Source organism: Arthrobacter sp. Z5-13 (assembly GCF_056499105.1).
The window spans coordinates 2,100,375-2,121,508 of sequence record NZ_CP096460.1 but is presented as its reverse complement, the minus strand read 5'-3'; the positions used below and the strand labels follow the sequence as shown (position 1 = coordinate 2,121,508).

Below are 21,134 nucleotides of genomic sequence, written 5' to 3'. Positions count from 1 at the left end.
CCTTGCATCTACGACCCACTGAAGGCATCAGCACCTTGATAGAGTCATGCCGCAGCGGGTCATCCCGCGCAGGACCGTGAGAGGGGAATTCAGTGGGGCTTGGTTCGTGGCTTCGTGAGGCAATCACCGGAAAACCGTCTCCACCCGAGACGGCTCCTGAGCAGGAAGTTCCAGACCAGCCGAAAATGACTCTGGGCGTGACTTTCCGGTTCCATGAGTGCCTAGAGGTGGCTGGCACAACCACCTTCGCCAAGGATACCGTCGCCGCTCTAGCGGACCGCGAGGGGCTGGCAGAACGCGGCTACTACGAAGGCCGGGCGCAACTGCAGCGGGATACAGAGAACCCGGTTGATCCACGGGCTGTGGCCGTCCTGGTGGAGGGCCAAAAGGTCGGCTGCCTCCCGTCCTATGCCGCAAAGGACCTCCCCCTGCCAGCCGGTGCCAGCGAGCCGGTGCGCTACCAGCTGCACGTTCTCCGCGATCAGAAGCTGCTGGCCAAAGCCTACGTCTGGCTCGGCGATGGCGACCCGGAATGGGCACATACCAAGGAGAACCCACCGGCGCTCACGTCCCGGGAGCGGATCAACAGCTCGCACACCGAGAAATCAGCAATGGTCCGCGAAGCACTGCAGGGCGGCGGCGAAAGAGCCCAGCAATTCAAACGGGGCATGGTCGACGGCGTCCACTACCTCGAACTCATTGAGCCGATCAAGCAGCTGAAACGCGAAGGACGCCTCGAAGAAGCCCTCGTCCTCTGCTACAAAGCCATCGAAGGCGCAGAAGGTGACGCCGGACGTGGAATGCCCGCGCCGGCGTATACGGAGCAGGCGGCAATCATCCACCGCAAACTCTCCCAAAAGGAAGAGGAAATCGCGGTTCTGAAGAGATGGCTGGCCCGCTGTCCCAAGGCGCAGCGCGCCGGCAGCAGCATAGCCGAACGTCTCAGTAAGCTCGAGGCGAAGTGATGCTAGGCGGGTCGCAAGAGTTCCCGCCCAACTTCCGCTAAACCGCGTTCTGCCACCAGGGGCAGGCAGGACCTCTCACTGGTTTGCTCGGGTCCATGCCCGGTACCGCCGCTTCGAAATTCCGCCTTTGGGTTAGATCGAGAAGAGACTCAGTCAGGCCAAGAGCATGCCTGTCACCTCGAGCTCGTCATGGTCGATCAGCCAGCGGACCGACTCCAGGATCACCTGCTCTGGCTCGTAGGCCGGCGCATAACTGAGCAGGGACTTCGCATTCTCGAACAGTGGATCTGACTGCAGTGCAGGTGCCCCCAGTCTTGTTGGGCGCATATCGCATACCCGGCTGACGGGCCGGCCCCGATTCGGGTGCAGTAGCCGCGATCCTGAACACCTTCGTCCCCGATGTCCGCCCTCCTGAACATCTCCCCTAAATCGCACTGGCGTGACCACCTTCGGATTTCAACGCAAGGACGTATTTTCCTGGCCTTTACGAACCTTGTCGTAGCGTAGGGCTGGTCTGATCCCGAAATGGGGTCACTCTGATGGTACTGCCGGAGTCCTTGGAAGGGGCATCACAGGGGTTTCTTGAAGAAGGTTGCAGCGTCCTCATATGCAGGAGGCACGAAAAAGCGATGCTCTTCGAGGAGCTGAAGAAAAGCTGACGGCCGTTCAACCGCAACATATTGTCAAGAATTCATGATGTAACAAAGTGTTCTTAACCAGGCCCTTAACAACTGCGCACCTCCGGCGTAACTAGGCTTTGCAGACAAATCCGACCTCTTCTGAACTGAACGTTTTGAAACTGGGCGGCGCGAGGCCTTGATGCCCCGGGATGGCCACGAATTGTCGGTAGGGCATGGCATCCTTTTCCAGAGGAGAGACTCTCCTGCTAAGAATGAAAGGAGATGCCGCATGGCAAAGCCAGAGGAAAAACCAAACAAGCCCGACCATCCCGTACACCCGCCGCATCCGGAACATCCCGACAAACCGGAGAAACCGGATGTTCCCCCGGGTCCGCCCAACCCACCAAACCCGCCCGGCAACAGGCCGGTCGGCTAATCCATGGTGGACTTCCTACCTTGGTGGGAGCGATATCCCGGGAGACTGGAGCACGAACTTACGGCGCTCCAGTCCCTCGGGATTACCGCTAAAGAAGACCCCGCAGCTAGAGCAAGCGGAATTATCGAATGGCTCTTCGAGGTTCCTGGAGAGTACACCGGACAGGGACCTGTCCAACTGGTCGTCACCTTTCCCGAGTTCTATCCGTTTCTGCGTCCCGATGTCACAGCGCCAGATCTCGACATGGCCCACCACCAGCACCCCTTCGGGAAAAACCTATGCCTTATCGGCCGCGCTTCCGCGTCGTGGGATACCGGAAACGACCTCGCATGGCTCATCCGCGAGCAGTTGCAAAAAGCCCTCGATCTGGGAGCCTCCCATCAACGCGGCGGTGATGAAGAGGACCAGGGCGAACCGTTCTCTGACTACTACAACTACCAACCGAATGCGATGGTGCTGTTAGACAGCGCGTGGTCTCCTCCCGCGGGCACATCTGGAGGGTCGGTTGTGCTCAAGCTTTCTGGTCGTATGCCTCTGGAGCAAGGGGCCCTCACCCATTTCGTCATCGATTCGGTTGCGGACGACGGTGGCAAACAGCTGTTCAACATGCCCCCTGCCATTGCGTTTCAATACAAAGACGCCCCACCTTGGAAGGCTCGCTGGACCCACATACCAGAACCTGTCAGGGCTGCAGAGGCCGAAAAGATCTGGGCATCCATCGAGGCGCTGGACAAACCTTTCGTGGGGCAAAGCGCCAATGGTATTGATTTCGCGCTGCGTCTGGTCTCCTTTCCGGAGGAACACTCCCAGACCACCACGGGCACGGGGTGGATTCTTCTTGTACAGCAGTTTGGTCGGGTCAAGAACAAGAGAACTAAATCTGGTCACCCCGCACGGCAGGTGCCTCAACGTGCACCGTCGACCTTCCAATTGGTCCGCTCCGGACGCGTTGGACTGGAGGACATGCGTGCACGGCTGGAGCCCACATCGTCCACATTTTCCAGAAAGGTTCTGCTGTTAGGGGCTGGTGCCATCGGCAGCGTCATTGCAGACCAACTAGCCCGTAGCGGAATTGATGAATTGACCGTCATTGATCATGACGTCCTTGAGCCCGGCAACCTTGTCCGCCACGCGAGCAATTTGCAGTACGTCGGCGGATTTAAGAGCGGTGCCGCCTGTGCTCTCGCCAACCAAGTCAACCCGTACCTTCATGCAACAGCACACGTTTTTGTGGTCGGTGGTCGGTCCTCAGATTCTTCCCAACGCGAGCTGTTGTCACGGGAATTCGACAAGGCTGATGCGGTCATCGATGCCACCGCCGAGGTCGGTGTTCAGCGTTTATCTGCTTCACTCGCCCAACAGGCGAAGAAGCCGTGGATTGGGGTGTGGGCAACCAATGGTGCAGTTGGTGGAACCGTCCTCAACATACCAGCGGGGGCTCCTTGGTGTTTCTCATGCTTCGAATGGACTCGAGCCGAAACCCCTTCTCTTAAACCCCCGGCAAGTGCCGCACCCCTGACGCAACCAATTGGCTGCGCTGAACCTACGTTCGTCGGTGCTGGATACAACCTTAATGAAGTTTCCATCCACGCTGCACGAACAGCGATGGCAGTTCTGGACGGCAAACCACGCAACGACGTGGCCGTGCTGTCCATGAATCACCCCAGCGGCGCTGAATTACCTCAATGGGAGGCCTCGTCGCTGACCAAACACGAGAAATGTCTACACAATTGACGGCTACCTGGCTAGGCAAGGGCGTCGCAAAGGCCCTGTTCATGGAAACAACGAGGAGTGCTCCTCTGGAAACAGGCGGAGTACTTCTTGGCTGGCGCACTACGGAGCATATCTGCGTCACTGACATCGTTGGTCCCGGACCTGGGGCCAGTCACGCGCGCGACTCTTTTGTGCCCGACGCCGAATGGCAGTCTGAAGAAGTCGCCAGGCTCTACGCTGAATCAGGTCGACGGCTGGCTTACCTCGGAGATTGGCACACGCATCCTGGCGGAACCTCAAACCCCAGCCCACGAGATCAACAAACTCTGAGCGCAATCGCACGCCACGCACCCGCTCGGTGCCCCCAGCCGATCATGATCATTCTTGGCCAACACCATGGCGACGAGTGGGCAGCCTCGTGCCACTTGATAACGAACGGCCACAATGAACGGAAGCGTCGGCTTATGAGCGTGCCGCTGCAAATCGATGAGGAAATAGAAGGATTCACTGAACCTGCCCCTCACTCCCCAGGCATGAACAAGCCGGTGCAAGACGCGAGCGAGAATCCTTACGCCACTGAGACTGCCAGGATGTCCCCTGAGACCACGGGGCCAATAGAAACCATCGGTAGGGATCGTTCAGGAAGCGGCTACCGGCATCAATGAAAGCGCCTGCAGGTCCCATTCATTGACGACTGAGTCGATCATTAGTTCTGGACATTGCTATGCGCCATGGACCGACTCAGATTGGACATTCCTTGCCACAGCACCCTAAGCGGGGCTTCGCCGTTTCTGGCCCTAAGTCCGCGCCGGAAGCTGTTGGCTACTATGGGGCCATGCAACCTGATGAGCCCCTTGAATCCAGGGAACAGAAAAACCCTGCAGGCCAGGCTGACGCTCGTCTGGATGATGGGGACCCTACGGTGGGACGAAGGCTACTCGCCCTGATGGCTTCCTCTCAGGCCTGGGTCCACCGGCGCGTAGAATCGCTCAGATTAGATGCAGAGGGGCAGACCAGGTGGCATGTGTCTGTCGATATGACATTGCCCGAGGATAACGCGATCGCTGCGGGCAGAGGCCAGGTGGTTGTGCCGATTGCGTTCATGAACAAGGGCACGCTTCGAAGGTTAGATGTGGAGTATGGCGGCAAGTCCGTTACCGTGCTTGGAAAAAAACTCAACTCGGAATACGCCCTAGCGATGCTGGCGGCCGCGATACCTCCCGAATTGCCCCTTGACGACGGCCAGCGTGCGGCTGCCATGGAAGTTCTGCGAAGGGTGGTTGAATGCTCCAAGGTCCAGGCAGGTCAGGCTGTAGAAGCCTTTGACGAATGGTATGCCCAGGCGCGGCGTGCTGCCGGGATGGACAACAAGTCAGCGGACGACCAGGACGAATTTGGTCCTTTTGTGCGCTCGTTGTCCCAACACTTCTTGTTTCTTGTTGTCCTGGACGTAGAAGTAGAGTCGAAAAGAGTCCTGCTGAAGTACTCTTGGGACCACGAACCGCCGACCGTCACGGACAAAGGGAAGAAGTGCGTATCCTTTTCGCATGAACTGGCTGATTTTGGCTTCGCGGCCAGTCACCACGTCGAGGTGGAGGTACCTCACGGTCTAGCTGTCCGTTCCCTTGAGGTAGCGGAGTTTTATCCAGACGGCTTCACCTCCCTTCCTGTGCAGGATGTACCCGAGCACACGCGGAGCGTCGCACATGCCGCGATTGCGCCGTCTCACCGTTTCGCCCGCGGAGGCTTCAAGGTCAAAGTAGAGCCGGTAAAGGCTGGCATTTTTGCGTTCACGCGTGTCGCTGTACTTGCGGTTGTTGCATGTGTGGTCGTGGCCCAGTTCATCAGGGCCTTCGATTCGTTCTTTCTGCTGGACGTCAGATGGATTCCCTCCCCTTCGTCTTCCATTATTTTGGTGGGACCAGCCCTGTTGGTGTCCTGGATGAGCCGGCGTACAGAACACAGTCTGCTCACTGTTCTACTCAAGCCTCTGCGGAAGGCGCTGCTCTACTGCTCCATCGCCTTACTGCTCATGGCGGCCCTGGCGGCAATTCCGTTCACGCCCGCCATCTGGTGGATCCTGTGGTTTATTGTCATGTTTTTCGCTGGTTGGGCCGCATTGACATATGCGAAGTTCAGCAAGAAGCGAGCAGACACTCTCGACTCAAAAAAGTCATGAAAGTGTCAGTGCGTGCGGCTATCATGCACATAAGAGAGAAAGGTGGTGCATATGGGCTTTCCTCAACGCCGTCGGCGCAAACCAGAGGAGCGGCCAACGAACCCTCCTGCCAATAGAGTCTCGGTTGCCGATTTTCTCCGAGCGGACTTCGTCATTCCCTCGTCGGGCGGGTCGATGGCAGATAGCTATTCAGGCTCAAAGATAGAGGCTGATAGGGTTGTTGACCGCTTCATAGGCGCGGCTTCGAAATCGAAGTAGGCGATCCTTTGGCGAACTAGTGCCGAATGCGAGTCATAAGTACCCGCAACCCCCGGGAGTTTCCCCGGGGGTTGCGGTGTCGTAATGAAATGGTTCCCCTAAGCGGCCGGAGTCTGTCGCGTCCTCCACTCTGCGGGGCCCCACCATAAGTTTCCCTCGGACGAGTCAGCAAAAAGGCCCGAGGCTGGAAGCGCCCATTACAGCGGTGCCTGGGGAGTTAGTGAAGTGAAGCTAGTGGCCAAGAACTGGATTCGCGGATTCAACTGTGTGGCCAGTCCCACTATGACGGGCCCCATGACCGGATCGGGATCAATCTCCAGACCCCGTTTGTAGCCCGCGCAGCTGCTCCACAGGGTCCCACCTTTTCGGCGGTTCACCTTCATCCCAAGGCATGCCCTTCGTGATCCACTCTTCCCGCCACTGCGCATAACTATATCCGAGGTCGTCATCAGTGACCCCGAACTCAAAGCCGCAGCTCCAACAAATTTCGTATGACCCTCCTCCGGAAGACGAACGAGGTGGTTCGGTGAGATCCGGCCACCCGCAAACAGGGCATGTATATGTCGTCATGGCACTATTGTTCCCGGCTGCTTGTCCCAGAAGCTGCTGCAAGTAGGTTTGAAAAGGGGCTTTGTCTGTCTGACGGTGCGAAGGCCCCGAACGTGTCAGATGCGGGATCAAACATTCGGATTGTGCCCTGGGCATCAATCTATGTGGGCAGTTTGGAGGCACTTCCGTTCTGAAAGAACTCTGAAGCCGTCCGGTGTCGTGAGCGCCTCTCCCCCGCGGAAGCCGGGCGAGCAAACGTCAAGTAGCAGCTGTACGCGCCACCGGCATCCCGCCAACAGAGCGCGGACGGTCGGTTGGCTGTTGCTGCCCGACCACACTCCCGCACGGAAACAAACGGGTCTGCACTAGGAGCGGAACAAAGCCAGACCCGAAGGTGCTTGCCCGAACCTTTGATACGCAAAACAGCTCTGCCCCTGCCAGTCATTGAGGGCCTCCCTTGGCAGCCGGATATCTCAACGGTACTTCTGCTCAAGGAACATTCGCAGGGTAATCTTTCCCGACCCAAGAAGGCGACGCGGAGGCAAGGGTGCGCATATGTAGATTTCCACCAACAGTCCACATCCTTGGTTGTGGGACGCTCCAGGTGGACGCCCCACATCTTCCTGTTACCACTGCACGAGACAGAATGGATGCCCTGCCGGGTCCAAATAGACGCGGAACGTGTCGGTGCCCCGGTCGAGTGAGGTGGCTCCAATCTCAATAACCTGCCGCTCTGCCTCGTCGAGGTCCTGCACGCGCACGTCGAGGTGCGCCTGTTGTGGAACCTCCTGTCCCGGCCACTGTGGCGGACGGTAGTCCTCCACCTGTTGGAATGCCAGCGCAGGCCGATCCTCGGCGTCACCGATCGTGATAAAGCCAGCATCATCCTGAACGCGGATCATGCCCAGTAATTGCTGATAGAACGTAGCCAGCGGATCCGGATCCGCGCAGTCGAAGACAGTGGCATGCCAGGAACCAATCATGGCCCCAATTATGGTGCTCTTTCGTTCACTCGTGCCATGGCTGGGAGGAAATGATTTCTGTTCCTGGGTGCCGGCCAGGGCGTGGGGCCTGGTCGCGCCTCCGGGCCCCGGGCCGGCGGCAACTGGGGGGCAAACCTCGGTCTCAGAAGGCTTGATTGCCGCCGGCCCTGACCCCTATTGAACTCGAATGAACCATTCTGGGCACGAGTAATGTGTACTCATTTATTACCGCGGCACACACCCAGTCAAGGCAATACCTACCGCGCCATTTCCACGGTAATGGCAGACTCTGACGATGCTCAGCCAGCTCATGACCCTGCCGAAAGGCGATCCAGCATCGCAGTGAGCTCATCGGCGAGGGCCTGCGTTTGTCCTTCGAGGGTCAGGCTGGCCTGCTGGGCGGTCGCGAAATCGGACTTCTTCACAGCCTGGCCGATCGAGCGGCATTGGTGTGCGACCTGAAGGCCTCCCACCATGGACGCTGAAGTTGCCAGGCTCAGTACGGCATCCATGGCTGCGCTCAGGTCCTGATTGCTCACGGCGAGCTGGATCCTGTTTGTTCGGGACGGGAGCAGGTTCCGGAATTCGGTGATGAACCGGAGGGTGATGGCTTCGTCGTCGATTTCGTAGGCCAGGACCCGGAAACAGGAACCGTCCAGTACCGGCTCAGTTCCGCCATCTTTTTTCGGTTGCATCAGACCGCCAGGGGACTAGAAGGATTGACTAGTTCAGGCCAACCCCCTGCTGGCATGAACAACGTTCCCCGATGCCTCTCAAGGAACACGCCCAAACCGACAAGGAATTAGTCAAAACTGCATCAATGGCTCTTTCCGTTGAGCTGAGATTGGGGAATCCTCCACTCGATGTCTAAATCCACACCCACTACTGTCGAATCCGGAAAGCCCGCCAGTCCCCCATCTGGTGGGCTTTCTTTTGCCACGTCGCCGTCCACGGCCGGCAACAAGAAAGTCCCCGGCGTTCCCACCGAGGACTTTCCGATAAAAGAAGCAACAGCCAGGGAAAGCTGCCACACAAATATTGTTGCTCCTATCCAGACATTCCAAAAGTGATCGACCCGTTTATGTGGCTTCAGCAGGCTGTCTCACTTCCTTGGAATTGGGACATGTTCGGTAGAGAGGACGCTGGCCAACGGAACTCGGTCCCATCGGAAGGTTCGTGGACCCTGGCCGGGGGGAATCAGTCGCCTTGATGATGAGCCATTTCCAGGGCTTCATTCGGTGCCGGCACTGGCACTGGCACTGGGCCTACACGACAGAGTGGCCTTGGTGATTACCAGAGCCACTCGTGCCACCCCACCTGCCGGCATGACGCGTACATGGGAGACGGCCAATTCAGTTAGTGAAGATATCTGGATCACTACCCCTTCCTTGCTCTGGCCAAACACGGCCGCCGGGTTCCGGAAGGAGGGGCGCTAGACCTAGTGGGTTTCCTAATCTTCGAAGCAGGCTATCGGCGGGTGTCGTCAGTGCCCTCGGTTTCGATCCGTTCCTTGCGCACGTCCTCATCAACGGTGACATTTTCGGTCACGGTGTCCTTATCGAGGCGGACCCGTTCGACAGGCACGGCTTCCGTAAATACCCCGCGCGCCGGCCTCAGCTGAGCTGCTCCAGTAGCCCTTCCCGAGGCCTCGGGGGAAGCCGATAATGAGTTAGGGACAAGTTGAATAAGTTGCAGGGGAACGCCTGGGCAGGACAACTTCACCGGCACTCACCAACAGGCACGTTCATCTGTTCAGAGCCAGAGGTGCAGCATGTCAGAGAAGCCGAAAATGTCAACGAGGCGAAAGTGGCTGTGGGGCCTGGGTATTCTGCTGGCATTGGGGCTACTAGGCCAAATCTTCAATTCGGGCGACCGTTCTTCCGCCCCACCCGATGCTGCGCAGTCACCCTCGCCGACGGCCAGCGCCACCACGGCCGCAGAATTCATGCTGCCTGATTACACAGGCAAGACGTTGGATGTTGCAGTTGCAGACTTGAACAGAGCCGACATCCTTCACGACGCCGTCGATACGGTGGAGGGTAAGGCAGTGCTGGCTGCCAGAAACTGGACCATCAGCTCCTCCAGTCCTGGGCCGGGAACAGTGCTCAGGCCGGGCGAAAAGGTGACGTTCATGGTGAGTAAGCCGGCGAATCCTCCCGGTGCGGCAGCAACGAACCCGGCAGAAAAAACCACGTCTGCCGGACTGGACGCTACAACCGCACGAGCGGTCTGCAACACGCGCGGCGAGAATGAGTTCCGCTACGGCTTCGATGCGCGCTGGGTTCTCGGCGTGATCGCAGAGGACATCCGGGACGACAAGTGGTTTTTGAAGGTTGAAGCCGACGTGACAAACCAGTACAACGCCGAGGCACGAATGAACATTGAATGCCTCGTCAGTGGTACTGCTGACAACCCTCTCCTTGAATCCTTTATCGCATACTGATGGGGCCGTTTTAGCTTCAGGGCTCAGCACGCTGGAACTGTACTGATGTCACAGGTGTCCGTCCCTAGGTGTATGGCTGGCTGTCCTGTTCCCCGTCGTACAGGAGATCGCCAGCGGCAATGTGCGCGGCTGTGCGACGGTACGTTTCGGCGATGTAGTCTTCCAGATCCTGGAGGCCGATGCGCCACAGCCGCGGTTATCTTGCCCCGATAAGTGCTGTAGGAATTGTTTGTTTGAGCATCGTGCTCTTCGTTCCTGACTCTTTTCGCAGTCCTTGTGAGGATGGCGTCACCTCGCCTGCAGCTTGGCGTCTCCTCCTTTAAGCGACGGGTGGCCATCTGACTGTTTTCAGTCTGATCGGAGCCAGCCTTCCCGCGAATGATCAACAGGCGTGGTTCTACGTGTCTGTCTCAGGGAAGAGAATTATTCAGTAGCGGGCCAAGGCGTCACGGAGCATTCGGTGACCCTGTTCCTCAAACTCATAGTCGCCAACCTGGTATGCCCAAGCAGCAGTGGAAACCGCTTCCCGCAGCAGCATTGCGTTCCAGAGTTTGCTATCCCTGGGATCTGAACCGTACCCCGCGAAAAAGGCTGACTCCAGGTGAGGAGCCGTTCTCCATTGTTGTACGGCAAGGCGGCAGAAATCGCTGGCAGCTGGTCTTAACTGATACCTGCCAAAGTCGATGATCCTGAGCTCCGTGCCGTCTATGAGCCAGTTGCGTGGCTGCCAGTCACCGTGGGTCGGAACGATTACAACCGGTTCCGGCCGATAGATGCTGAATATGGCTCTGGTTTTTTCTGCGACAGACTCTTCGATGCGGTGGGGTGTGTCCAGCCAAGACACAGCTTTGGCCGTGGCCGCCAACTCATATTCCGAGTCACTATGCCCGGTTTGCTCGTGAAAAGCACGAAGAAGATACCCGGCCTGGACGTAGGTCTCCGTCGCATATTCGGCTTCCGTGCCTTCTACCAGGCAACCTTCCAAATAATCAGTGATCAAGACGTTCAGGAAGCTGTCGGACTGTACGAGCTTCGGTGCACGGTTCAACCCGACCAGGACGCTGGTCGAGGACTGGTGGGCTTCTATCTCACGGCGTATGTGGTGGTTGGAAGGGCCTGCGGCTTTGATGATGTACCTGCGCTGCTCATGTTCCACTTCAAGTACGGCGGTATCTGTGAGCTTCCAGGAAAGATCGTTCAGGAGACGAATGCCTGGGAGCCAGGTTTCCACGAGCTCAGCCTGCCGCGTGCTCAGCCGCTTCCGGTGCCAGGATTCCATTCCAGCAGGGTATCCGGTTTGGCGGAGCCGTGCGGATCAGGGTCTCCCGCTAGGGGCCCAACGATCCTCACGAACTGCACAGAAACCAATCACCGGCATCAGACCCTCTGCCCACGAACTCCGGGCAGAAATGGCATCTACCCAGTTGTCTGAGCAAGATAACCTCTCCCGCCGACCTGAATGGCGCGCAGCTCTCCACTGCTGACCAAGCTAGAGGCTCTACCGTCTCCTGGCCTTGACGGCACGCCCGGGCGGCCCCCGTCCCGGAACGGGGGACCGCCCGGAAACCTGGGCTGTCCACAGTTGGGGTCAATCCGTGTTATCCACGGCTGGAAATTGGGAGCCATAGGGGTTGCTCCCTGGTGGCAGCAGTAGCGATGGATAACTCATGAGGATTGTCCCAGGTTATGGGCTTGGCTACACAACGAGCGGAAATAAACGGGTAGTGGCCAGGGCCGTCCGAATCATCCCCTCGGATTTTCTTCGTCCGGAATGGAACATAACGGTGAGTGGCTTTAGCGCGGCCAGAACGGACGTAATAGGGCCACAAGTAACTGATCTCCAAGCCGCCCCAAAGCAATTGCGAGAATCTTCTTCCCGGCCTCCACAACCGTTTTTGACTTCATTGAAGGAACCGCCAAGGCGACGGTTGCCTCGCGTGTGACGATATAGCTAGAGTCGGCTTGGTGCAGCACTTCATTGCGGTCATCCCGCCATCACGCCTCGGCGACACCCTGCGTGAGGTGGGCAACTACCTGATGGTCGGCCCGCACATCACGGTAAAAGCGCAACCCGGCCTCAATGGGGAGGACAAGCCCGATTGGATCGGTCGGCTGCGGCAAGCCGTGGTGCACTTCGGCGAAGTGAGGGTACAGCTGGGTTCACTTGCGTCCTTCGGCGATACGGTCGCATACCTTGAGGTCGATTCCCCACGTATCCACGACTTGCACGACGTGCTCCTGAAGAGCATCAACCCAGCTCCGGAAGATGCAGCACGGTACTTCGAGCTCGACGGGTGGACCCCCCATCTGACCCTCGAACAAGGCCAATCGATCGACTTCAATCAGATTCATGCAGCGGTTGATCGGCTCGGCCCATTGCCGCCATTCACTGTCGACACACTATGGGTCTGCCGACAGGATCGCGCAGGTCAGCCCTACTACCTGGAGACCCCGATCAGTCTCCAGTAAGACAGCAGTATGAGCGGACCGACACTAACCCGGGTTCAGGGCACATCTGCGGCCCACCGCCGCCCGCACTATCAACGAGTGCGGCCCACTGTGGGACGAAGATCGTAAAGGTTCCGAAGGAGAACCGTGCGCCCTCCAATAGGTAGCCTCGATGGCAGGTCTGTGGCTTTCGGCGATAAATGGCGGCTTTTTCACGGCCCTATTTGGCGGTTGTACAGCAAGGGATCCTCTACCGGAGGCCCGCGATTCTGGACAAAGGGTGAGTCATCTATTCGGGGCACGAGGACTCTGTCAGAGGCGTTCGTATTGCTCGTGGAATACCCGTGTCCCGTGATAGATCTGTTCGGTTGAACGCCGCAGGACGTATGGCTCGGGTAGCTCCGACAAGAAGGTGTCGCATTCGAACACTTCGTCGATGACCGAAATCAGGAGCTCGTCGGGGATCAACGATTCCAGGGCTTGCTCGTAGATTTGGCCTCCACCGAAGACGAAGATGTCCTCCACATCGGCGCTGGCGGCCAGGTTCATGGCATTACCCAGACTTGAGGCCGTCAGTACCCCGGTGTCCGGAATCGGGCGACTCGTGACAACAATATTGAGGCGTCCTGGCAAAGGACGCTTACCGCTTGGGAGGGAATCGTAAGTCGCTCGCCCCATTACGAGAGCATTCTTCCGCCCCGGAACCATAGTCCTAAGCGTTGTGGCCGAAAGCCTCTTCATCTCGCCGGGAAGACTCCACGGCAATTGTCCGCCTCGACCAATTCCTCGTTCTCGATCATGCGCGACAACCAACTTGATGCTCATGAAGTAACAGTATCGACGTCTGGCAGAGTTGGCCTCGATCGAAGTGTTGCGCAGTAAGCCGCCTCGCGGTCAAGGATCCCCATCTGGGACAAAGTAATCGGGACGGTCGTTGGCAAACGCACCTCTAACAACCAATGGTTGAACTGGCACAACCTATTCATAGAAGACCCTGATCTTGCTAACCGGTTGGCGCGCATTCACCAACTCTCCACGGTCCGGACACCCATTTCCGAACTGCGCATCGTGGACGCCATCCTGTGGCGCTACGGCAAGGACCAGGGCATCACGGGCGGGCGTGGGAGCCGATAACCGCCAGCGGTTCTGATCGGAGCGACACTGTTTTTATGGTTGGGTTATGGCATGACAGAGACGCACGAACCGATGCTGGAGATGCTGTGGGAAACCAGCGATGCCGGCGACGCACTGGAAAGGCGGTTCGGCTTCAGCGACGTCGCTACGGTCGGTCGCTGGATCGCTGCCATGTTGGACGAGCATTGGGGCGTTCAGGTTGATTTCTGCGAACGGATCGTGATCAGCGACCACAACGCGTTGGCCTGGGTCGGTACTTCGTCCGGCCGGATGCTCGCGAAGTGGTCGGTAGTGCCTGCGCGGTTTCCTCGGCTGGCGGGGTTGGCTCGGCTCACGGCCTGGCTTGGCCATACGGGCTTGCCGGTCTCAGCGCCGATTGCCACAATGGATGGCCGTCTTCAGGTCGAAGCAGACGGCGTATCGCTGGGCCTTCAGCGTCAGATCGAGGGCAGCCTCCTGGACATCACTGATCTCCGTCAGGTCCGGATGGCTGGGGCCGTCCTGGCTGGGGTACACGACGCGCTGGCGGTCTATCCTGAGGCTGACCGCGCGCCCTGGCTGGACCCCCCGTCTGACCTTCTGGCCGAGAAGATCAACGGCTGGCTCGATTCCTGCCCCGACCACGTGCCCGCCGCAGCGCAGGATGCCTTGCGGCGTCTGGTCGCTGACGCGGATCACGACCCTCTGCCGACACAGATCGTTCACGGCGACTACCGATCCGCGAACATCCTGGTTGCGGGACCTGGTATCGCCGCTGTCATCGATTTCGAGGAGGCTCGATTCGACCATCGTATCGACGAGCTGGCCCGATCGGCGGTCATGCTCGGAACACGTTTTCATGACTGGGGGCCTGTATCGCCTGAGGTCCGCACTGCGTTCTTCGATGGATATCAATCCGAGCGCCGCATGACTGCAGCGGAGGCGAGCTGGTGGGACGCCCTCGTGCTCTGGTACTCCATACTGCTAATCCCCTCCGGCCAGGACCCGACCGGGTGGGGCCAAGCAGCGCTGGTCCAGCTGAGGGAACTCGGCGAGGACGCATGACAGCATGAGTCGCCGACATCGCACCGGCACGCAGCTGGACCTGGATGATCTGCCTCCCGAGGTGCGTGGCGCACTCGAAGCGGTTATCGCGGGGAATGACCTCACGCTCGCTCGCTCAGGCCGCGCGATCGGCTCACTGGAGTTCCGCTCGGTCGCGCTCGAAGGGGCCGTCATCGACGTCCCATCCCAGCCCTCCGCCCCGGTGTCCATCCCAGGCGGCGTCACGGTCGTCGCGACAGCCATGACGCTGTCGGACACCGCCCGGCGACGGCTGTCCGATGAGTTCGGCGACGACTACATCGTCATGGACTTCACCAAGGCACCAACGAGCACAGACGTCCTGCTGACCCCACACATCAGCCCTCAGCTACTCGGGCACCTTCGCCATCAATTCCCCAACGCGCGAATCGTGATCACCGAGATCGAGGACGAAGAGCTTGGCGTCCACTACTCCGGTCCCGTCAGCCGCCTTCTCGACGCCGGCGCGTCCGCGTACCTTCCTCCGAGGCCGATCGCCGAACTTGCAGCTAACGTGCACGCCTACCTCACCCAAAGCGAACAGCCAACGCTCGAATCCGCGAAAGGCACCCATCAGGGTCGGCTCGCGTAGATGAAGAACGTAGTTCGTCACAGGCCCGCGAAGGCGAGTACGAGGGCGCAGCCGCTGAGTATGAGCGTCCCATAAGCCGGTCCCTCATAGTGCCGTGAGTTCAGGGCTGGCAGCCCGGCTCGCCTGGTTCCGTTCGGGCGTCCTCATGAACTCCCGGTATGCCTAGTAGACAGCGGCATCATGCCTCCGCCGGCTGGGCAAGAGGGATGGTCTTCTCCCCTGGGTTCTAGATCCCCACAACCACCTCAGCGAGTTCTGCCGAGCGGCTGATGAAGGGTGAGTGGCTCGACTCTAAATTGAATACTGTTGTGCATCTGCGGGCCATGCATTCCTGAAGGGAAGGGCTGATTGCTTTGTCGTGCCAACAGATGATGTAGGTGCTCTCGATGCTTTGCCAGGCAATACGGTCCTGCAGTCCGCGGCCGTGACCGGGCTGTTGCGGCACCAGCAGCGCTGTGGCCCAGTCGCTGTCGGCTTCAGTGCAATCGGCATACAGGACCTCACGTGCCTGCCCCGGCTGGATGCTGGTGTCCCGTCGTCGTCGTGTTGCACGGCGTCGTTGACCAAAGCGTCGGTGCCTCCCAGCAGTGCAGCGCTTTCACCCGCTGCTGGAACGAATGCGGCAACGTAGATAAGATGCCTGACCCGCTCCAGGCCAGTGATGACGGAGCCGCCGTAAGAGTGCCCTAGTACAACCGGCGGCACCCGGCATCCATCGACTACCAGCTGTACAGCGGCTGTGTCGGCAGCAAGGGATCCTCGGTGCAGACGGGGAACATGGACAGTGACTCCGTGCCCGCGCAGGCTGTCTGCCAACCGGTCAAAGTGCGCCGGCTGATGCCACAGACCATGAACGAGTACGACCTCAGCTTGCTGCCTCATTCACACAGCTTACGGATGCTGATGCTCTGAGGTGTTATGAACGTTCGCTCAGCCGAAGGGCAGGTGGTCCTGGATCAGACCGTCTCAAGTGGTCCTCCATTAGGTTGAAATACCCAACCGGACCATTCGAACCGCGCGGACGCCGTCCTCGGTTTTCACCGCACCGTCAGCAACAAATCCGTTCTTTCGGTAAAAGGCTTGCGCACGAGGGTTAGGGTCGGCGACCCAGAGCGCAGCAGGCACTGAGCTGTCAATGACTGCATTGAGGAGCGCAGTACCTACTCCCGAACCGTGGAACCCCGAGTATGCGTAGAGGAGGTGCAACTGCTGTAGCTGGGCATCTCCGAGGGCCGGGCCTGACATCGCGATACCTATCAGGATGCCTTCGTAGGACGCTACGGCTGCGGTGTTGCAGTTGTACTTTGGATCGGTCAGAGCCGCGGCCCAGAATGCCTCGCGCTGGCTCAGGAGCGCGGGATCATCCAGCACAGCATCGTTCATCAACCCCCGGTATGTCTCGCGCCAGGAGTCCACGTGTACTCTCGCCATAGCTGAGGCATCCGAGGGTTTAGCTGGGCGTACATCAAAATCGACCGTCATTGCTCAACCGTACATGCGCTGGCTCCCTACCAAACGAACCAACGGGTAACACCGGGGACACGCCCTGCGCTTGGTGTTGTCCTAGAGTTACCAGATGAGTCAACCAACCGCCGAAACTACTATTCGCCCTGCAGAGATTAAGGATCTGGCCGAACTTACCCGGCTGGGAATGGGCATCCAAAAGCTCCACCATGAAGGCCGCCCCGACATTTTTCGAGAGCCTGACGCTGCAGCACTCCAGGCATTCTTTGAGGCGCGAATCGTAGACGGCAGCCACTTACTCATAGCTGCCACTACCGATGGCACGGTTGGGTACTTGTTGGCTGAATTAATAGTAAGCGGGGACAACCCATTCAAGCGCGCAGCGTCGATCTTCTACGTCCAGCACATCGGGGTACAACCGTCGCAACAGTCGGCGGGCGTGGGCCGGCGACTGATGAGCTCAGCCTCAGACCTTGCCTGCGAACTTGGGGCTGCTGCGATCCGACTCGACTCCTGGCATTTCAACATGAATGCTCATGATTTCTTCAAATCTCAAGGCTTCACTCCCGTCAATTTCGTATTCGAACGACGGTTGCGCTGACACTAGCAGACATGACCTGTCTCGTCCTGAGGTAACCACGGCGGCTTCCATTGGTCGATCCTTCAACTCGTGGATTAGGCATCGTCGATCAGCTTCGTTCTTAGCGTACGGATGGTGTCTTCAGATAGTCCCGCCTCGATCGTTCTCTCTAAGACAGTGGCGCTGTTCAGGAGCGAAAACTCGGCGTCTAAGGTTGTGTCGGCCGTTTCGAGTGCGCTGTGTACTGCGTGATGGGCATCAGGGGCAGCCAGCGCAAATTGGGGACTGTCGTGCACATAGTCCTCGATGACTGCCTCCGGCCTCGTGCCTACGAGGCTCAGCAGCAGGGCGACAACGATGCCTGTGCGGTCATGTCCTCGAACACAATGCAGCAGCACGCCTCCTTGAGCTGAGGCAATCGCATTCAGGATCTTGACGTAGTAACGGGGCCATTTCGCGAGGGCGTCGCTGACCCTAAGCTCAAAGCCAGCCGCCAGCAGCGCGTCGAGATAGTCCTCCTCCGCGGTTATGTCGTGAACTGTCACAACGATGTCGATGATTGGTTTCGCGCCCAGCCCAGGAACTGAAGTTGAACCAATGTGTTCAATTTCGACCTCTGTTGCCGAAAGCGCATCGCCAATCCGGCGTTGGTGATCGAGGTACATGCTGGGCCACCGATCGTCGTACTGCTTCAGTTCTAGCTGGCGCTTCTCAATACCGCCTTTGAACTCAGCCTCAACGACGTCCGGTCTGCGCGGCTTAATGTCGTCCATCACGTGAATATCCTCCCACTCACAAGTCGGAAGGCACCTCGAAGATGCGCCCGTAAGCCGGTCGATCACCACGCCCTTGGTGCACGTTAGCCGAAGGTCAACTGGGCAGTAACTGCAGGATGCCATTGGGATAGAGGGGTGGATTCGCCGCGTGAAGCTCCGACCGCCTGTACCAGCGCACAGGGCTGCCTTCATCACGGACAGTCAGCTCAGCGTCAAGTGCCAGGGCATCAATATCACGGGATTCGATCGCATAGACATGCGCGATCTGGTGCGAGGATGAGCCTTCAAACTCGAACAGGTTTTCAAGCACGCCTAGAAGAACTGTCGGTCTCACGTCGAATCCGAGTTCTTCCGTAAACTCGCGACGAACAGCCTGCGCGGAGGTTTCACCGAATTCGATGCCGCCACCGATGGCTCGGCAGAAGTTAGCCCCGGTCCTTCGGTCCTCACCTAGGGAAGCCAGGATGTAACCCCCTCGCAGAGGCACACCCACGGCGATATTCCTGATTCGATGGCTCATTCCGCTCACTATGGCATAGAAACATTGGGCTGCAGAAGATATCGACTGCGTTTCCGTGCAGGGTGCCAATAACGGGGCAGCTCCACTCCACGTGTGTGACTCGCAGCGATAAATGACGGCATTTTCGTCGCGCCAAATGTGGTCTCTACCCGGTAGTCGCTGCAACGTGTGCGATTCGGGATGACGGCAGGGTTCTGTTGACCCAACGCGGGGCCTCGAAAGAGTTTGGGCTCGCATGGGAGTTTCCGGGAGGCAGTGTGCTGGCCGGCGAGTTGAGCAGGGATGCTGCTGCCCGCGAACTCCAGGAAGAAACGGGCATCGCCGCACCACCCGAATCATTCCTTCAGGTTGGTCAACACCGTGAGAAGTCAGCCCTCGTAGACCTCTACGTCGCCCGCATACCGGCCTCGACCGTCCTCCGGCTTGACCCATCCGAAGTCGTCGACGCCGGTATGGGTCACACTCACCGAGGTCGACCGGCGTCGTCACGCCGAGTTACTGGCCGCTCCGTGGCCCGAACGATTCAGGACGCTCTGGGGACCCTCCAGCACATCCTTGCTTAGGAGCGACAGCAAATCCGCTCTCGCCGGCTGCCAAGAACGAGGGGGTGTCCCCTTTCCTAGGAAGTGGGATACTCCCGTCCAAGGGACCTGCCGCGCTAGAACTGCCGGCTGAGAATGGCTAGTAAATCGTCTGTCCTGCGGTCTGGGAAATCGACTAGGTTATTTGGATAGTGAAAGCCCACGGGCCCATTCACGCATCCCTTTGGGACCTGACGATCGCGCGTAACGTGCAAACTGATCTCGAATTGCAGCCCGGTGGATACCGCCAACGATCTCATTCGGTTTGCGGAAGAACGGCTGCTCCACGGGCGGCCGCCACTGATCCATCAGCGCAACTGCACCATCGTTGGGAGACTCCAACCCGAACCACACACGGTCAATTCCCAAGGTGACGGCGGCTCCCATGCACATCAGGCAGGGTTCGAGATTCACTACCAATGTCAGGGGCAATGGCGAGCGGGTAAGCCCAATAAGCTGGTCCGCTTCCAACATCGCCATCAGGTCAGCATGGACCACCCGTCGACCTAGGGCTTGCTCCTGGGTGTAGGCCTTTGCCAATACCCTGTCACCAATTAGTACAAGAGCTCCGATTGGCATCTCTCCTGCATCCAGGCCTTCTTCAGCAAGTTCGATGGCAAGCCCTACGGCTTCTTCTGGTCCCATCAGAACCTACCTCCAATAACTCGTACGCCAGGCCATAGCTGACGCATCCCAAGGGCTTACCGGGACGCACATCAAAGTTCATCGTCATAGCTCAAAGGTACTTGCGCTGGCTCCCTACCAATCGCCAAACTGGCAGCCAAATCCATTGAAGTCACGGCGGCCTACCCACCCCACTGCTGCGGACTTGAACAGCCACCACGATCCGATGGACACTGCGGCAAGCGGGTCTTGTCAATCCAGATGGCTGACCTCGTTGAGAGCCATCACATGCCGATCATGGAAAAAGTCGTCTTCCCGAAGGTGGGTGATACTGCCAGGCGATACCTTAAACTTCACGAAGCCGGCCTCTTCGAGAGGAAGCCCGATCCAGGCTGCAATGAGATAGGTCGCTGTACCGCCGTGAGTAACCACTACTACGTCTTGCGCCCCGCTGGTGAGAATCCGTTGAAGGGCTGCGTAGGCCCTGCTCGCCCATTCGAGCCGCGACTCAGAACCACCAATTCCATCGCGATGACGCATCCGGTCCCCGTGCATTGGCGGCGGTACAAAAGGGGTTGATCCAGGAGAGGTGCCCTCGGCAGCTCCGTAGGACTGCTCCCGAAGATCTGCATCGATGACGATTTCCACGCCTAGTCGCTCAGCGATAGGTTCTGCCGTTTGCCGGGTTCGTAGGAGGTCAGAGCAGAAGAGAACAGCGCTTTGCCCGTCTGGTATTCGATCGGCCACTGCCGTTGCGACGCGTCGGGCACCTCTCAGGCCCCGAGGAGTCAGTGCGGAGTCATACCAGCCACCGACCAGGTTCTCCACGTGGTGTGTCGCTTCCGTGTGAGTGACAACGTACAAGTTCCGCACGGCAACCTCTTTATCTTCCAATAGGCATAGTTGATCCGAACGAAACACGGCGACCTGGATATGGCCGTGGCCAGCAATTCGTTTGGCAGGGCGATCTAAAGTTCGTTGAGCCAAGGGTGGCCAGGATGAGCGACTTCCAAGGACGACCGGAGCCACCGTCGGTCGGAGCTACTCAGAGGATTGGGAAGATTCTGCTGAAACCATTCATCGGTGAGGGCATAGACAAGGATCTCATCGTCGCTGAGTCTTCCGGTCCGGCGAAGGTGATCAACGGCACGAAGATCCCGACGCCTACACCGGTCCGCCCGACGTAGTTTGCATGAAATCGTTGAAA

At 58.7% G+C, this 21,134-nt stretch carries 24 protein-coding genes; 12 read left to right on the top strand and 12 right to left on the bottom strand.

Annotated elements, in window-relative coordinates:
* Positions 1 to 227 precede the first annotated feature (227 nt).
* Positions 228 to 965 (top strand): hypothetical protein, encoded by a 738-nt coding sequence (locus M1E02_RS10140; protein WP_479377898.1) that lies wholly within the window; start codon positions 228 to 230, stop codon positions 963 to 965.
* Positions 966 to 1,118: 153 nt separating this feature from the next.
* Here M1E02_RS10140 and M1E02_RS10135 read toward each other — a convergent pair whose 3' ends face one another.
* Positions 1,119 to 1,292: a hypothetical protein gene (locus M1E02_RS10135; RefSeq protein ID WP_479377897.1), complete on the bottom strand. Its 174-nt coding sequence runs from the start codon at positions 1,290 to 1,292 to the stop codon at positions 1,119 to 1,121.
* 732 nt (positions 1,293 to 2,024) lie between these two features.
* Here M1E02_RS10135 and M1E02_RS10130 point away from each other — a divergent pair.
* The 3 genes from M1E02_RS10130 to M1E02_RS10120 all read left to right on the top strand — a co-directional run bounded on the left by M1E02_RS10130 (position 2,025) and on the right by M1E02_RS10120 (position 5,913).
* Positions 2,025 to 3,755, top strand: a complete 1,731-nt coding sequence (locus M1E02_RS10130) for a ThiF family adenylyltransferase (RefSeq protein ID WP_479377896.1) — start codon at positions 2,025 to 2,027, stop codon at positions 3,753 to 3,755.
* Positions 3,740 to 4,399 (top strand): Mov34/MPN/PAD-1 family protein, encoded by a 660-nt coding sequence (locus M1E02_RS10125; RefSeq protein ID WP_479377895.1) that lies wholly within the window; start codon positions 3,740 to 3,742, stop codon positions 4,397 to 4,399. The genes M1E02_RS10130 and M1E02_RS10125 overlap by 16 nt, the downstream gene beginning before the upstream one ends.
* A gap of 371 nt (positions 4,400 to 4,770) precedes the next feature.
* The gene (locus M1E02_RS10120) at positions 4,771 to 5,913 is read left to right on the top strand and encodes a hypothetical protein (protein ID WP_479377894.1); all 1,143 of its coding nucleotides are present in this window, start codon (positions 4,771 to 4,773) and stop codon (positions 5,911 to 5,913) included.
* 1,433 nt (positions 5,914 to 7,346) lie between these two features.
* Here M1E02_RS10120 and M1E02_RS10115 read toward each other — a convergent pair.
* The 3 genes from M1E02_RS10115 to M1E02_RS10105 all read right to left on the bottom strand — a co-directional run bounded on the left by M1E02_RS10115 (position 7,347) and on the right by M1E02_RS10105 (position 9,287).
* The gene (locus M1E02_RS10115) at positions 7,347 to 7,703 is read right to left on the bottom strand and encodes a VOC family protein (RefSeq protein ID WP_479377893.1); all 357 of its coding nucleotides are present in this window, start codon (positions 7,701 to 7,703) and stop codon (positions 7,347 to 7,349) included.
* 308 nt (positions 7,704 to 8,011) lie between these two features.
* Complete coding sequence (locus tag M1E02_RS10110) at positions 8,012 to 8,398, bottom strand: hypothetical protein (protein ID WP_479377892.1); 387 nt, start codon at positions 8,396 to 8,398, stop codon at positions 8,012 to 8,014.
* Positions 8,399 to 9,170: 772 nt separating this feature from the next.
* On the bottom strand, positions 9,171 to 9,287 hold the full coding sequence (locus M1E02_RS10105) for a DUF2382 domain-containing protein (protein ID WP_479377891.1): 117 nt from the start codon (positions 9,285 to 9,287) through the stop codon (positions 9,171 to 9,173).
* A 205-nt stretch (positions 9,288 to 9,492) separates the two neighbouring features.
* Here M1E02_RS10105 and M1E02_RS10100 point away from each other — a divergent pair, with 205 nt between their 5' ends.
* Positions 9,493 to 10,146 (top strand): PASTA domain-containing protein, encoded by a 654-nt coding sequence (locus M1E02_RS10100; RefSeq protein WP_479377890.1) that lies wholly within the window; start codon positions 9,493 to 9,495, stop codon positions 10,144 to 10,146.
* Between the two features lie 427 nt (positions 10,147 to 10,573).
* On the opposite strand, the gene M1E02_RS10095 is transcribed toward M1E02_RS10100, so the two are convergent.
* Complete coding sequence (locus tag M1E02_RS10095; RefSeq protein ID WP_479377889.1) at positions 10,574 to 11,425, bottom strand: phosphotransferase; 852 nt, start codon at positions 11,423 to 11,425, stop codon at positions 10,574 to 10,576.
* Between the two features lie 686 nt (positions 11,426 to 12,111).
* On the opposite strand from M1E02_RS10095, the gene M1E02_RS10090 reads away from it, so the two are divergent.
* The gene (locus M1E02_RS10090) at positions 12,112 to 12,615 is read left to right on the top strand and encodes a 2'-5' RNA ligase family protein (protein ID WP_479377888.1); all 504 of its coding nucleotides are present in this window, start codon (positions 12,112 to 12,114) and stop codon (positions 12,613 to 12,615) included.
* Positions 12,616 to 12,906: 291 nt separating this feature from the next.
* Here M1E02_RS10090 and M1E02_RS10085 read toward each other — a convergent pair whose 3' ends face one another.
* Complete coding sequence (locus tag M1E02_RS10085; RefSeq protein WP_479377887.1) at positions 12,907 to 13,419, bottom strand: dihydrofolate reductase; 513 nt, start codon at positions 13,417 to 13,419, stop codon at positions 12,907 to 12,909.
* A gap of 75 nt (positions 13,420 to 13,494) precedes the next feature.
* On the opposite strand from M1E02_RS10085, the gene M1E02_RS10080 reads away from it, so the two are divergent.
* From M1E02_RS10080 to M1E02_RS10070, 3 genes are read left to right on the top strand one after another with little or no spacing between them, the layout of a single operon-like run.
* The gene (locus tag M1E02_RS10080; protein ID WP_479378126.1) at positions 13,495 to 13,728 is read left to right on the top strand and encodes a DUF6308 family protein; all 234 of its coding nucleotides are present in this window, start codon (positions 13,495 to 13,497) and stop codon (positions 13,726 to 13,728) included.
* Between the two features lie 51 nt (positions 13,729 to 13,779).
* Positions 13,780 to 14,772, top strand: coding sequence for a phosphotransferase (locus M1E02_RS10075; RefSeq protein WP_479377886.1), 993 nt, complete (start codon positions 13,780 to 13,782; stop codon positions 14,770 to 14,772).
* Between the two features lie 4 nt (positions 14,773 to 14,776).
* Positions 14,777 to 15,382: a hypothetical protein gene (locus M1E02_RS10070; protein WP_479377885.1), complete on the top strand. Its 606-nt coding sequence runs from the start codon at positions 14,777 to 14,779 to the stop codon at positions 15,380 to 15,382.
* Positions 15,383 to 15,673: 291 nt separating this feature from the next.
* Here M1E02_RS10070 and M1E02_RS10065 read toward each other — a convergent pair whose 3' ends face one another.
* On the bottom strand, positions 15,674 to 16,264 hold the full coding sequence (locus tag M1E02_RS10065; RefSeq protein WP_479377884.1) for an esterase/lipase family protein: 591 nt from the start codon (positions 16,262 to 16,264) through the stop codon (positions 15,674 to 15,676).
* A 99-nt stretch (positions 16,265 to 16,363) separates the two neighbouring features.
* Positions 16,364 to 16,813, bottom strand: coding sequence for a GNAT family N-acetyltransferase (locus tag M1E02_RS10060; RefSeq protein WP_479377883.1), 450 nt, complete (start codon positions 16,811 to 16,813; stop codon positions 16,364 to 16,366).
* A gap of 145 nt (positions 16,814 to 16,958) precedes the next feature.
* On the opposite strand from M1E02_RS10060, the gene M1E02_RS10055 reads away from it, so the two are divergent.
* Positions 16,959 to 17,447, top strand: a complete 489-nt coding sequence (locus M1E02_RS10055) for an N-acetyltransferase family protein (protein WP_479377882.1) — start codon at positions 16,959 to 16,961, stop codon at positions 17,445 to 17,447.
* Between the two features lie 74 nt (positions 17,448 to 17,521).
* On the opposite strand, the gene M1E02_RS10050 is transcribed toward M1E02_RS10055, so the two are convergent.
* Together M1E02_RS10050 and M1E02_RS10045 are read right to left on the bottom strand one after the other, a co-directional pair.
* Positions 17,522 to 18,199 carry a GrpB family protein gene (locus M1E02_RS10050; RefSeq protein ID WP_479378125.1) on the bottom strand — a complete coding sequence of 226 codons (678 nt, stop codon included), beginning with the start codon at positions 18,197 to 18,199 and terminating at the stop codon, positions 17,522 to 17,524.
* Positions 18,200 to 18,296: 97 nt separating this feature from the next.
* Positions 18,297 to 18,722, bottom strand: a complete 426-nt coding sequence (locus tag M1E02_RS10045; protein ID WP_479377881.1) for an NUDIX hydrolase — start codon at positions 18,720 to 18,722, stop codon at positions 18,297 to 18,299.
* Between the two features lie 197 nt (positions 18,723 to 18,919).
* Here M1E02_RS10045 and M1E02_RS10040 point away from each other — a divergent pair, with 197 nt between their 5' ends.
* Complete coding sequence (locus tag M1E02_RS10040) at positions 18,920 to 19,285, top strand: NUDIX domain-containing protein (protein ID WP_479377880.1); 366 nt, start codon at positions 18,920 to 18,922, stop codon at positions 19,283 to 19,285.
* A gap of 159 nt (positions 19,286 to 19,444) precedes the next feature.
* On the opposite strand, the gene M1E02_RS10035 is transcribed toward M1E02_RS10040, so the two are convergent.
* Positions 19,445 to 19,948, bottom strand: coding sequence for a nucleoside deaminase (locus M1E02_RS10035; protein ID WP_479377879.1), 504 nt, complete (start codon positions 19,946 to 19,948; stop codon positions 19,445 to 19,447).
* 231 nt (positions 19,949 to 20,179) lie between these two features.
* Complete coding sequence (locus M1E02_RS10030) at positions 20,180 to 20,800, bottom strand: histidine phosphatase family protein (RefSeq protein ID WP_479377878.1); 621 nt, start codon at positions 20,798 to 20,800, stop codon at positions 20,180 to 20,182.
* Between the two features lie 125 nt (positions 20,801 to 20,925).
* Here M1E02_RS10030 and M1E02_RS10025 point away from each other — a divergent pair, with 125 nt between their 5' ends.
* A complete protein-coding gene (locus tag M1E02_RS10025) occupies positions 20,926 to 21,114 on the top strand; it encodes a hypothetical protein (protein ID WP_479377877.1) in 189 nt (62 codons plus the stop codon).
* Positions 21,115 to 21,134: the final 20 nt, after the last annotated feature.